This window comes from Ruegeria sp. CE9 (genome assembly GCF_056537425.1).
This window is the reverse complement of sequence record NZ_JBQFRO010000017.1, coordinates 16,767-29,603: the sequence shown is the minus strand read 5'-3', so window position 1 is coordinate 29,603 and position 12,837 is coordinate 16,767. Positions and strand designations below refer to the sequence as shown.

Annotated in this window: 12 protein-coding genes and 1 pseudogene; 9 read left to right on the top strand and 4 right to left on the bottom strand. The window is 53.8% G+C overall.

Going from position 1 to position 12,837, the window contains the following annotated elements:
- Nucleotides 1–76: 76 nt before the first annotated feature.
- The 3 genes from ACR0B3_RS22400 to ACR0B3_RS22390 all read left to right on the top strand — a co-directional run bounded on the left by ACR0B3_RS22400 (nt 77) and on the right by ACR0B3_RS22390 (nt 2,432).
- Nucleotides 77–1,090 (top strand): hypothetical protein, encoded by a 1,014-nt coding sequence (locus ACR0B3_RS22400; RefSeq protein WP_480811010.1) that lies wholly within the window; start codon nt 77–79, stop codon nt 1,088–1,090.
- A gap of 118 nt (nt 1,091–1,208) precedes the next feature.
- The gene (locus ACR0B3_RS22395; protein WP_480811009.1) at nt 1,209–1,607 is read left to right on the top strand and encodes a hypothetical protein; all 399 of its coding nucleotides are present in this window, start codon (nt 1,209–1,211) and stop codon (nt 1,605–1,607) included.
- A 285-nt stretch (nt 1,608–1,892) separates the two neighbouring features.
- Nucleotides 1,893–2,432, top strand: coding sequence for an AraC-like ligand-binding domain-containing protein (locus tag ACR0B3_RS22390; RefSeq protein ID WP_480811043.1), 540 nt, complete (start codon nt 1,893–1,895; stop codon nt 2,430–2,432).
- A 20-nt stretch (nt 2,433–2,452) separates the two neighbouring features.
- Here ACR0B3_RS22390 and ACR0B3_RS22385 read toward each other — a convergent pair whose 3' ends face one another.
- The 3 genes and pseudogenes from ACR0B3_RS22385 to ACR0B3_RS22375 form a co-directional block, all read right to left on the bottom strand.
- The gene (locus ACR0B3_RS22385) at nt 2,453–3,052 is read right to left on the bottom strand and encodes a UvrD-helicase domain-containing protein (protein WP_480811042.1); all 600 of its coding nucleotides are present in this window, start codon (nt 3,050–3,052) and stop codon (nt 2,453–2,455) included.
- Nucleotides 3,053–3,077: 25 nt separating this feature from the next.
- Nucleotides 3,078–3,761: pseudogene (locus tag ACR0B3_RS22380) on the bottom strand (IS6 family transposase).
- A gap of 287 nt (nt 3,762–4,048) precedes the next feature.
- Nucleotides 4,049–4,738, bottom strand: a complete 690-nt coding sequence (locus tag ACR0B3_RS22375) for a mannitol dehydrogenase family protein (protein ID WP_480811008.1) — start codon at nt 4,736–4,738, stop codon at nt 4,049–4,051.
- On the opposite strand from ACR0B3_RS22375, the gene ACR0B3_RS22370 reads away from it, so the two are divergent.
- From ACR0B3_RS22370 to ACR0B3_RS22355, 4 genes are all read left to right on the top strand, one after another.
- A complete protein-coding gene (locus tag ACR0B3_RS22370; protein WP_480811007.1) occupies nt 4,629–4,940 on the top strand; it encodes a TOBE domain-containing protein in 312 nt (103 codons plus the stop codon). The genes ACR0B3_RS22375 and ACR0B3_RS22370 overlap by 110 nt on opposite strands.
- 9 nt (nt 4,941–4,949) lie before the next feature.
- Complete coding sequence (locus ACR0B3_RS22365) at nt 4,950–5,756, top strand: inositol monophosphatase family protein (RefSeq protein ID WP_480811006.1); 807 nt, start codon at nt 4,950–4,952, stop codon at nt 5,754–5,756.
- Nucleotides 5,757–6,013: 257 nt separating this feature from the next.
- Complete coding sequence (locus ACR0B3_RS22360) at nt 6,014–7,261, top strand: MGH1-like glycoside hydrolase domain-containing protein (protein ID WP_480811005.1); 1,248 nt, start codon at nt 6,014–6,016, stop codon at nt 7,259–7,261.
- A gap of 119 nt (nt 7,262–7,380) precedes the next feature.
- Nucleotides 7,381–8,208 carry an ROK family protein gene (locus ACR0B3_RS22355; protein WP_480811004.1) on the top strand — a complete coding sequence of 276 codons (828 nt, stop codon included), beginning with the start codon at nt 7,381–7,383 and terminating at the stop codon, nt 8,206–8,208.
- A gap of 213 nt (nt 8,209–8,421) precedes the next feature.
- Here ACR0B3_RS22355 and sstT read toward each other — a convergent pair whose 3' ends face one another.
- The gene (gene sstT / locus ACR0B3_RS22350) at nt 8,422–9,651 is read right to left on the bottom strand and encodes a serine/threonine transporter SstT (RefSeq protein ID WP_480811003.1); all 1,230 of its coding nucleotides are present in this window, start codon (nt 9,649–9,651) and stop codon (nt 8,422–8,424) included.
- A 586-nt stretch (nt 9,652–10,237) separates the two neighbouring features.
- On the opposite strand from sstT, the gene ACR0B3_RS22345 reads away from it, so the two are divergent.
- Both ACR0B3_RS22345 and ACR0B3_RS22340 read left to right on the top strand, forming a co-directional pair.
- Nucleotides 10,238–10,669: a VOC family protein gene (locus ACR0B3_RS22345; RefSeq protein WP_480811002.1), complete on the top strand. Its 432-nt coding sequence runs from the start codon at nt 10,238–10,240 to the stop codon at nt 10,667–10,669.
- Between the two features lie 288 nt (nt 10,670–10,957).
- Nucleotides 10,958–12,484, top strand: coding sequence for a DUF1963 domain-containing protein (locus tag ACR0B3_RS22340; protein ID WP_480811001.1), 1,527 nt, complete (start codon nt 10,958–10,960; stop codon nt 12,482–12,484).
- The last annotated feature ends 353 nt before the right edge of the window (nt 12,485–12,837 follow it).

Genomic DNA, 12,837 nt, shown 5'->3' with positions numbered 1-12,837 from the left:
CTGAGCAATGATCATGCCTGCTCGAGCCTGTGGGGCTCTATTTGTTGAGAGCACTATGACAAACAAGGGGAACACGATGAAAACCACAGTACTCAAAACCCTACTCGTATCGTCTTTCATTTCTCTCAGTGGCATGGCGTTCGCCGAGGGATCGGTCGAGTTCTGGGGCGACGCTGACAAGACGGTCACCGTTCCCGCGCCTGCGCTCTATCCCGAGGGGATCGAGTTGCATCCCAATACCGGCGAGTTCCTGTTAGGTTCCATTCGTCAGGGCAAAGTGATCGCGTTGTCCGAGGATGGCAGCACCCGCGTCTTAGTCGAGGACGAACGGCTGCGCTCGGTTGTAGGCATTCGCGTGGACGCAGCGCGCAACCGCCTGCTGGTTAACAGCTCGGACTATGGGGTAGCGGAACGCAGCGCACCCGAAGACAAGTTCGCAACCATGAACCTGGGTGTCTATGACCTGGACAGCGGCAAGCCTGTGCTTTTTGTGAATCTGGCCGGGCTGCGGGCAGGCGAGCCGCACTTTGCGAATGATCTGGCAGTAGATAGCGATGGCAACGCCTATATCACCGACAGTTTGGCCGCCGCGATATACAAGGTGACACCGGCAGGTGACGCAAGCGTGTTCCTGACGCACGAAGATTTCCGCGGCAAAGGGTTCAATTTGAACGGTATTCAGGTGCACCCTGACGGATATCTGCTGGTCGCCAAGAAAAGCGACGGGTCCCTGTTCAAAGTTCCGTTGGATCGGCCAGCGGATTTTAGCCGGGTCGAGCTGCCCAAACCATTGGTAGGCACTGACGGCTTGCTGTTGGTTGATGGAGGCACATTGGTTGTCATCACCAATCTGGCATCGGGCGTTGAATCCAACACTGTGTTCTCACTTTCTTCGTCGGATAGCTGGGACAGCGCCCAGATTGAAAGGCAATTTGAAACCGGCGATGTCTATCCGACCACGGGTACGGTCAAGGATGGCAAGGTCTTTGTGAACTATGGCCGTTTGAACACGTTGGGCGCAACGTTGGAAAACAACGGCGCGCTTCTGGATAGCTTTACGATCCAGGAAGTCGGACAGCTCAAGAAGTAAAAAAACGCGCTGCTCTGCCAGCCGAACCAAGCTGGCTGGGCGCTGTCATCAGATCGCGCATCAATGAGTGTGCTTGGAACGTTTTTGGGTAATTCCCATTGAACAAGGAGATATACAGATGAACAGACGGATGTTCTGCGCTGCGTCATTGGCGGCGCTTGCTGTTGGAACAGCAGGTCAGGCGAACGCCGGCAAAGACGTGACTTTCCATTTCTATGGGGCGTTGGATTGTCCGCCATGTATGGCGTTCAAACGCAACCATCTGTCTGTTGTGCAGGCCGAAGGCCAAGCCCTTGGGTTTGTCGTCGAAGACAACATCATTGCAAAGACCCGCGACGTCCCCAATCCGGGCGTCTATGGGGATCGTGATGCGATCCTGCGCAAGGCCGCGCCGCAGTTGGATTATGTCTACCCGCCAATATTCTTTATATCACAAGGCGGCGAAATCGCGTCCGTCCATGGGCATGATTGGCAGGAGGCGCTGGAAGCCGCACGAAAACTGGTGGGTGCTGCCTGATAACTGGCCGTCCGGCTTGGGTGGCCTTTCGTTGCTGCACAATGCCCGGCAGCCGCCTGACATGGGTTGTTCAGACCGAGCGCAGGGCCTGGGCAGGGATGCGGTGAAATCGGGCCTTTTTATTCCCCGGACATGCTTCATAATACGGGAATGCGAACGTGGCGGATAAACAGTGCGGGGTCGGGACTGCGGAAATGGCAGGATGGCCTGGCATCTGCTTTTGTGCGACCGGATGCCGAGGCCGTGGGAAACGGAGATTTCGTCGGCAGGATCTAACAAGCACCCATCCCGCCTGGGCAGGTCAGTCGGGTGTGCGCCGCGCCCCATCGGGTGCTGCGACGGTCCGAGCATGTGGCGTGCAGGCGGCGGGATCTGGTCTTTGCCAATCTCCAGCTGTCCGGGCGAGGCCTGGTTGAGACGCCACAGGGGCACTATGAGACCGCCCGAATGGACCTGTCGCTGGTTTCAACCTCCGAGCCCTATTCGATCACCCACACCGCGCCGCTTGACCTGATCTCGATCGCGATCTTGCAAGATGGTCTCCCGGCACAGCTGTCGCCCGGCCTCGTGCAATTGTCGCACAGTGCCGCCGGACGTGAGCTGGCCAATGTTCTGGGTGGGCTGGGTGCATTGGCCCTGAAGCTGCCAGCTGTCAATGAGGCGCTGAAGGGTAGGGGGCTGAAATACGACATGAACGGCGGGATGTGGTCGTTCGCTGCGAGCGCGAAAGCTTGGGGGCATCGACAAGAAAGCGGCCCTTTGTGCCGGGCGTGCCGGATACGCTGTTCAAGCACCGCCGTACCCCACCTTATGATGCCAAGCTGACTACCTTGATTTGACCATCTTTAAAATGACTTTTGGAAAGAAGCTCTTGCTTCAGGCACTTCAGCCTCAACCAGAACCATCTCAACACTTCCTGCCAAGTGTGCGGCGGCCCCGGATGAAACCTGTTCAACATCGTCTCGGAAGGAGTTGAGAAGTTCGACGACTTGTGGACAACAACGAAAATTCTCAGTCTTGGTGATGGCAAAACCTTCATCCAGGGGCGAGAGAGCTCCAGCTCGATCATCATAAATCTGTTGCCATGGATCACCGAAATAACCGACCAAGGGCAGCCCCACGCCCGCACCTAGCTCATTCAAGCCTTCGACGATGGAAACAAAGGTATCTTGGGCTTCGTCCACAAAGATGAACGGGTAGCGCGAACCGAGGATTCGCCGAAAAACACTCTTTTCTTTGAGGAGATATCCGGCCACGGTGATTATGTCATCGTGACCTAGCAAGCCTTCGCCAAAATTGCCGAAGTTGGAGTCATCGTAGACCCATGCTAGCACTTCAGCTAAGGCTTCAAGCTCTTCTTCTAGTTTGTCAACTTTCTGACGAGCGGCAATCGCTGTCTTGGATTCACCGCCATTGGTTTCTGTCGCAAACTTATTGAATTGCAGAGCATCATTGGGATTGGTGGGCAGTTTAGCCTGCCAGTTGGACGAACTGCTGAAACGGTCGGAGTCCGGGCGTGAATTGATCTTTGCGGGCCATATTGACCAATTCTATACCTGCCAGGACAGATGCAGCTGAAGCGAAGGATTTGAAGCCGGGCATGGGCCTGATCCGCCGTTTGATGAATCGGTGGTCTTGTTCAATGATATTATTGAGTTACTTTCGCCTCACCATCTCAATCGGTATTGGGCATCCAAAGCCTTTCAGCATCTTGATTATAGCTTTGATGCCGGCCGTGTTGGCCCCGCTCTTATCGATGACGATCTTACACGGCAGCCCGTTTGCTTCGAGCGCGCGGGCAAAAAACTTCGTTGCTGCAGCTTTGTTTCTGCGTTTGGACAGCATGAAATCAAGCGTTTTGCCGAACTTGTCGATCGCGCGATAGAGATACACCCACTCACCTTTCACTTTCACATACGTCTCATCCATACGCCAAGAACGATCCACAGCGCGCTTTCGATATCGCGCTGCTTCCGCTACGAGCCCGGCATATTTTCCTACCCATCGGTTCAGCGTCGCATGATCCAGATCGACGCCTCGTTCGGCCATGATTTCTTCAAGATCCCGGTATGAAACACCGTAGCGCAGGTAGAAGAATACCGCGTGCAGGATTACATCCTTTGGAAAATGTGCACCTTTGAATGAAATCGTCACGGTTTGCTCCTGTCTTATCCGAGCGCGCGTTACCAAAACCGCGGTCGGAATGACAGTTGGGAGTAGATTTTGCGACAGAACCTGCGACACATTCCGTTTGAGAGGTAGTGTCTGAAGCGCTGCCGCCTGATTGAAATAAGTCTGTGCGGCAGTCGCGCAGACCCGTGAGTTTCGACTTTTGCAACCCAGGATTACATCATTAGGATATTGCGCACCTTTGAAAGAAGCCATGAACTGACTTCGGCTAAATTACACCGGCCGCTATTCGCTCTCCGCTTTCTTGAGCGTCAACGGTCAAAAGTCCGCAACAGATCATCCAATGCCGCTTCTACCCCGCGATCTTCGATATAGGCTAGATGCTCTGACAGGTGATTTTGCGCAGCCGCAAGGGTTTTATCGTCGACGCCCGCCGTTTCTGTCAGAATGAGGCTGAGAATACCGCGCACTCTCTCCGAGGCGGACCTTTCGGCGCGGGCGACGGGCACAATACTGTCGCGCAGCGGATCTATTGGATCCTCTTTCCCCAAGTAGAACACCCACGCGGCGAATACGAAAGCGAGGCCGTCACACCGGCGCCCGGCTTCAATGTTCTCCAGCAAGGGCGCAAGAATACGCTGCGGCAACTTCTGTGACCCGTCTTGCGCAATTTGCGCTGTCAGATGTCGGATGTTTCCGTTTCGGTATCGCTCCAACAGTCGGTGCGTATAGACGTCCAGGTCTTCGCCCTGTGGCTGGGCCAGCGTCGGCACGATTTCGGCCGTCCAAAGATGCTGGCAAAGGGTTTCGATACGCCGATCCGAAATGGCGTCCTTTACGGTTTCAAAATCCGACAGGCATCCCAGATAGGCCATGGTCGAATGCGTTCCATTGAGGCAACGCAGCTTCATATGCTCGTGCGCCTCAACCGAAGTAACAAACTGTGCGCCACCCGCTTCCCAATTGGGGCGGCAACCGTCGGCAAAGCTATCTTCGATCACCCACTGCCGGAAGGGTTCGTGCAGGACACAGGCTTCTGTTACGTACGCCGCGTATCTGGGAAATCAGGTTCAATACACACTTGAGACTCAATATGGTCGCATGTTCGGCATCACGCATGAACTGGCAAGTTCGGTGCACCAACCCGGTGAAGACGTCTCGGTGCAACTAAAACCGGAACATCTGGCCTTCATTAACGCATAGAAAAAGCAAATGAACGAAATCGATCTGAAAGAGCGTCGGGCCTTCGGCGAGGCGCTCGCACGGGCAGCGGGTGAATTCGCACTGTCCAAACAAAAGAACATCCAAGAGCTGGCCATCGACATGAAGGGCACGCAAGATTGGGTGACAAATGCTGACCGCGAAACCGAGCAGCTTGTGCGCGCAAAAATTGCCGAGGCCTTCCCGCAGGATAATATCCTGGGCGAAGAAGAAGGCGGCACGATCGAAGGCATCAGTTGGATCGTCGATCCAATCGATGGCACAGTGAATTTCGCCCATGGCACACCCTATTGGTGCGTGTCGATTGCCCTGGTCCAGGACGGTCAGGCCATGCTTGGGTTTGTCTATGCGCCTGCGCTGGACGAGCTGTTTGTGGCGCAACGCGATGCAGGCGCGTGGCTGAACACGCTGGCGCTGGATTGTCGTCGAGATGTGCCTGCGACGCGTTCTGTGATCGAACTGAGTTGGCTCAGAGGGGATGGTTTTCGGGCCTACAAAGATCAAGTCGAACAGCTTCTCGATGCCGGCTATGAGTTCTGCCGCAGCGGGGCAGGGGCGTTGTCGCTTGCCTGGATCGGAGCCCGACGGCAGGAAGGATATGGCGAGGTCGATATGAACGCCTGGGACGGTATGGCGGGCTGGTTGATCGCGCGCGAAGCGGGTGCTTCGGTCAACGCCTATGATCTGGCCTGTTTGGAAGGCAAGAAAGCCGACATTGCCGTAGGTGCAACCGATCAGATCCGGGATGATCTGCTAGGTGCTTTAGGGGATGCACGTCAAAGGCTGCTTGCGGCATAACGGTCCTGATCCGAAGACGGTTCGAGTTCCGCTGTAACAATCAATGTCCTGCCACGACGTTGGTGTTGGCAGGGCATTCGTCATTCATCTGCTGCACCTTTATCGCGAAAATACTCCGGCAATAATCGGCAGCGGTTTCCTGAATTGCGCTTGCCGAAACCGATTTCGGAGCTTCTGACTGTCAAGGAAGATTCGAACAGCGCGATGTTACCTCTTAGATGGGAAAACGCGCGCACGGCAATTGGAGACAGCCAGAAATGATCGATGTTGATGCCGTCACTCAGCGTGCCATTGATGTCCTGAAAACAAATGATCGAGGCGGATATACCATCCCGACAGATGGGCTCTATCCTTATCAGTGGAATTGGGACAGTGCGATTTCTGCGCTGGGGATAGCCGAATTTGACCTCGACCGTGCCTGGCAGGAGATCGAGACGCTGATGTCCGGGCAATGGGACAGCGGAATGGTCCCACAGATCCTGTTTCATACCAAAGCAGACGGATACTTCCCGGGGCCCGACTTCTGGAACTGTCAGGGGCCAGTGCCGTCTTCGGGCATCAGTCAGCCGCCTGTTGCCGTTACGGCCGCCCGCCTAATCTGGGAAAAGGACAAGGCGTTTGGCACGAGCAGATTAGAGGGCTTGCTTCCCAAGCTGCATGGTTGGATTGACTGGTTCATGCGGTGGCGCTTGGACGACAAGGGCGCGGTGTTCACCAGGCACCCTTGGGAGGCGGGCCGTGACAACGCTCCAGACTGGGACAAGTCCGCCGCCCGCATCGATACCTCGGGCGTGCAGAGCTACACACGCGAAGACACCAAACATGTAAACAGCGATCATCGGCCGACCCAGAAAGACTATGATCTTTATGTCTGGCTCTTGCAGATCGGTCGCGACGCCAACTGGGATGACGGCGTAATTGCCGAAAACACACCTTTCAAAGTGTCTGACCCGCTGATGACCTTCATCACCTTGCGCGCCGCGCGGGACCTACATGCCATGCATGAGGCCTTCGGCCAAGACACGACGCAACTTGCCGAATACATTTCGGTGCTCGAAGCTGGTGCAGAAAGCCTGTGGAACCCGGACATCCAGGCCTATGATGCGCGCGATGTCGAAACTGGAGAATTCGCAGGCTCACTGAGTTGCGGGTCATATCTGTGTTGGTATGCGGGCGTGGATAGCCCGGAAATGCGCGACCAATTACAAAAGGCGCTGTCCGGCACAAAATACCCTGTTGCCAGCTATGATATCCACGGTGCCGTATTCGACTCACATCGCTATTGGCGCGGTCCGACATGGCCATGCATGAATCTGTTGATCGGCATCGGTCTTTCAGACATGAAAGCACCGGAAGAACCAAAGCTCCGGGCCCGTATCCGAGAGCTTGTGGCAGAGCAAGGGTTTTCAGAATATTTCGACCCCAGAACCGGGGCACCGGCAGGCGGTAAGTCATTCTCGTGGACGGCAGCGGCCTGGCTGCGATGGGCACGGTATGATGCGTGATCTGGGTTTATGCATGCCACTAAAGGGTTGAGTAATAGCCTGCTCTTTTGAATGCTCAGAACCCTTGTATCTGCGCTAGACTGGTACGAGGGTGCAGAAACTGGCCATTGGGGCATCAAATGACGACGATTGGTATTGATATTGGTGGCACAAAAATGTGCATTTGTGCGGGTCCACCTGAGCATAGAGTGTTCTTAAGAATCCCGACCGGACCCGAGATAACCCCGCAAGAACTTGAACACATGATTTGCGGTTATGTCGCGAAACTCGCCGATCCCCCAAGCGCGATTGGAATTGCAGTGCCGGGTTTGGTTTCGGATCAAAGAGTCATCGCCTGTGACGTCTTGCCCAACCTCGTTGGATGGGAGCCAGCTCGAATAGATGTTTCCAACGCCTCCATAAGTGTCATGAACGACGCAGACGCTCTGGCAAACGAGGTAATCAAAACGTCCAACCCGACCGATCTGTCTGTTGTTGTCGCTGTGGGAACTGGCATTGGCGGCGCAATTATCAATAAAGGCGTACTTATTCGTGGTGCAAGCGGTTGGGCAGGAGAGATTGGCTGGTTTCCTATAATTGCTGACGGAGCCATGCTGCGACTGGATGATGTTGCTGGTGGCGCAGCATTGCTCAGAAAAATCGGGGGCAATGCGGATGAAATAGGGCGCCGACTTGAATCAGGCGATAGGTTGGCCACCAACGCAGTTGCAGATGCGGGCCGTGCATTGGGCGTGGCGATTGGCAGTCTCATCTGCTTGCTGAACCCAAACCGCATAGTGATAGTTGGTGGTACCTTACGCTACCCTGGGTATCTTGAAGCCGTGATGACCGCGGCGAAAGAGGGGGCGCTTCCTGACTCGTGGAAAGGATGTGAAATTCACGTACCTGAAGAGGGCGAAACCTGGCCCGCGCGCGGCGCTGCCACAGCGGCGGAATTAGTGCTATGAAGAGTCTGAGCAAGCATTTCTTTGATTAGCTTCAGTATGCTAGTCGCTTCGGTAACCACAACAAACTTTGTATTGGTGCTCATTCTCGATACGTAACCAGAGCTTTACAATGACGGCGGGTGGGATCACTAACGATAGCTCTATTGCACTTGCGCCGACAATCGCTCGACTGTTGGCTTTCGCCAACGGTCGAGCGAAGTTTTTATGTATAGCCTAAACAGCAACCTGCGCCACGGATAGTTTGCTTGGGTAGGGATCGCCTTGCTTATACGAACCTGCTGCCGTGAACAGAACGTCTGTTGATGAATTCAGACCTGTTTCTGCTGAATCTTGCAATACACCGATGATGAAACCGATACTCACCACCTGCATAGCCGTAGCGTTGTCGATGCCAAACAAGCTGGCGGCCATCGGGATTAGCAAGAGCGATCCACCTGCGACACCTGAGGCTCCTGTGGCAGCAATCGCGGCAATGATGCTCAAGAACAAGGCTGAGAGGAAATCGACCTGAATGCCCATTGTGTGAACGGTTGCCAGCGTCATGATTGTGATGGTGATAGCGGCACCAGCCATGTTGATCGTCGCACCAATAGGGATCGTGAGCGAATAGGTCTCTTCATCCAGGTTCATACGGCGGCACAGTTCCATATTCACTGGAATATTGGCGGCCGAGCTGCGCATGAAAAACGCTGTCATCCCGGATTCTTTCAGGCATGTGAAGACCAGGGGATAAGGGTTTTTGCGAATACGCAGGAACACGATCAAGGGGTTCACAACTAGAGCCATGAATGCCATGCAACCGAACAGCAACGCCAGCAGCTGGCCATAACTTGCAAGTGTTTCAAACCCGGTCTCAGCGATCGTCGATGCCACGATACCGAAGATACCGATTGGTGCCAATCGGATTATTGCGGCTACGATCTTGGTGATTGCACTGTCCAAATCCGACATCAGAGTCTTGGTCGAGTCACTGACGTGACGAAAAACCAATCCGAGACCGACTGCCCAGGCGAGTATGCCGATATAGTTAGCGGTCGCCAGCGCATTTATCGGGTTGTCCACGATTTTCAAAAGGATGTTCTTGACCACCTCGGCCAGACCGTCCGGTGCATCCAATAGCTCGGGCGTGCCTGTCAGATGCAATGTGACCGGAAACACATAGCTGGCTGCAACGGCTACGAGTGCAGCAGCGAATGTTCCGAAGATATATAGAAGCACCACGGGACCTATGCGCGCTTGGCTGTCCTTTTTATGGTTGGTGATGGCAGCGCATATCAAAATCAGCACCAGAACTGGCGCTACGGCTTTCAACGCGTCGACGAAGAAGTCACCAAGCAGACCAACTGCAGAACCGGCAGCGGGCCAAAGAGTTGCGAGAAGAGTACCGGCCACAAGGCCAATGATGATTTGAGTAACCAGGCTACCACGTAGAACAAAACTCATGGGGACCATCCTGTTCGAATAAGGGCCTTGCAGATGAAACGCACACCCACGAAAGCACGATTAAAATTGAGAAGCTGCGGGCAATTTGGGCGCTTTGGAATTGATTTAAACATCTTAGAAAGAATGGACATATTTCGATCAAAGCTGAACTCGTTGTGTTTTGCATCTGATTGTGAAGTTTGTGACATCAATACAGATGCTTACCCTACGTCAATACAATTACCCGCTCACTGAAATCTGAAGAAAAATTAATAACTTTCGCAAAATGATTGTTCCATGAACCAGTGATCAGCTGGCCACTGCAATCCATTGAAGAACCGAGAGCAGTTTCGGCAACGCTGGTCGAAAAACCCATGTCGAAAACTGCATTGACCGCGGCCAGTTCTTAGTCAACTTTCTTGAAACCACAGACCCTGTAACGACACATACGGTCTGCTCTGCCCTGTCCAGATTTCCCCTGAGGCAGCTCTGACAGCGGTTTACTTGCACCGTAGAAACTCAATTATCCGGAACGACAACAGCTATCCCAATACTCAGTTCGAGATGCTATAAGCCCAGTTACAATAGTTGTAGTGGACGACCGCAAATGAAGTTAGAATTTCACCACATAAACTACGTGGCCGATGACGTCGATCGCATGCACGATTTTTACACGAACGTCCTAGGTTTAGACGATATCCCTCAACAGAATTTTCCACGTACAGATGCCAACACAGAAAAAGGCTATGATGGTAAAATTCGATTTGCGACAGAAGGCAGCATGCAGATGCATCTGGCTGAACGCGCCTTTGATGTCGCATTCAAGAATGGTCGGGTAATCAACCCGGTTGAGCGCGGTCATATAGCTTTTCGCACAGACGATCTTGAGGCATTTCTCAAGATACTCGACGAAAACAGTATTCCATACTCCGACTACGGTACAACTTTTGCAAAGGAATGGCATCAGGTATTCTTCCATGATCCGGAGGGCAATGTGATTGAGGTTCATGAGCAAGTATTTGCTTTGGGCGAAACCTGAACCCACAGCATTTGGCCCATTGCAGACCTTGCGCGCCGTCTTTGAATTCTACAATTGCAGCCCACATTGCTGCCGTTTGCCACATGAGCCAATCCAGAAGCCTCTCGTACTCATTTTGCGCGGACCAATGCACTGGATCGTTGCATAATGAGCAGCGAAGCATCGGGCAAGATCCGATCCCATTTGGCATATGTACAACAGGCACCCTTAAAGGATTGGTTGATCTCTGTATTTCACCCTTTGGTTGAAATTAGGGTGCCGTATCGTATCAGCAATCGGGTATGGAAAATGCAGCGTCTTTATCAGCTCATTCAATATATTGCACCAATCGTTGGGCTTGCGGGCATCACAATGATTATCATCGGTGTTCAAGGGACACCGCGGAACTGGACGCTGGTCCAGCAAAGCCTACCACTCATGATTTTAGCACTTGTTTTCCGGCCACAGCATGGCCATCCGATGTACGATCTAATGGGCATGACGGGCAGCTCTCGCAGGCCAGCAGCAGGGCCTGAGGACACTCCCGAAGCAAAAGAAGCCAAGGCCTTTCTCGCCTGGGTTATAGAACAAAATCTGGCCGTTCTGGAGCACGAGCCAGGTGATTTGGCGCACCATGCTGCGCCTGCTAAATTGGTTCCGCTGCTGCCTGGAGCTAAAGAGCGAAGCCGAAGCTGGATTGGGGGTGCCCCTATGCTTCCTGAAGATATGGAATGGCCCCAGGTTAACGGCCTACCGATGCTGTTTGTTGCACAGATTGCACTTGATGAGCTGCCTGTGGGCATCTGGGGCGGATTGGGCCCACGCGATGGCTGGCTGGCATTCTTCATGCCGTCAGAAGGGCGTGTTGACGATGACTCGCGCGTCTTTCACCTAACCGGGCCCGTCGCGTCACGTGACTGGCCGGACGTGCCCCACTCTTTCTATTTTGGTACAAGCGGTGACAAAGCGCGGGAGGCGCTGGCAACGGTGGGCTTCTCTGTTGCCCCGCATCCTCCTCGCTTTCCAGTGGCCGTCCAGCGTCATGAGGAGTCGACGGAGACAAGACGCTCGGTCGAAGCCGATAACAATCAGCGCTTTGCTATCCAGGAAGACTATGATCCTCGGTCTTTGGTTTATCGCCCGTTCGATACCAACAGCGCGCGTGGCTTTGTTGCCAGCCTGCTGGCGGGTCAGCATCAAGCATTGAAGATTCTGGCCGGAGACATCGAACGCACAGAGCGCAATCTGCAAAAGAGTGAAAACGCAGAGGACCAGGCGAGAATGCAGTTAAGCCTTGCGAACGATCAGCAGGAACGTGCAACGCGCGACACGGCCGTCGCCGCTCTTGAGGACGTCTATAGCAGGCTTGTGGCAGGACCGGACAGTTTGCTGGACACGGGCGCGACGGACGCTTTGATTGCAGAACTCGACCAGATTGAAATTCACCGCCCCCAAAGAACCGATGACGGGATCAAATGGATATCACACTCTGTAATCGACGAGTTTTGGGCGCGTTCTATCAGCCGAGATGTCTTCGAAATACAGCTGCAAGAGGCCATGCGCGCACATCCCGAGCGCGTATCCGATTCAACCAGAGCACGCTATGAAAGGCTCTGGCGTTTTGACCAAGAACACCAATACGCCACGATGGGAGGTCCGGTGCATAGCGGCTTTATCTACTCGCGCGCTCGCGATCCCGCCTTTCTTCTGGAGGTTCCGTCAAGTGATCTTGTGGGCTGGATGTTTGGCGATGTCGCAAGCTTTGGTATGTTCATTGATCCAAAAGACATGAAGGCTGGACGCTGGGACAAAGCCTGGGGTGATATTCTCAACTGAGAAAAACCAAGTGAAGTTTGTCTGAATTGCGTTGCATTGATCGGGTTTCGAAAGACTTGCTGTTGTTAGTCATTCAGCGTTCGTCAATATCAACTAATGGCGAGTTGGAGCCAATGCGGAATTTCCCCATCCGATTTCGCTTACCCGTTGAGGGCGGCCCAAACCGGATATTCCGCCCATTATCAGTTTTCTGCCATACAGCCCACCTTCCCGGACATTCGCTGCAAGCGCAATGGCTAGGTGTCAGTTAGACTGTGTCCATTACGTTTTATTGCGGGACTTGCTGAGCATTACGCAGATACCGCTTGGCTTCTTCAGCCATCAAGAACTTCGCAATAGAAACTTATGTAGTT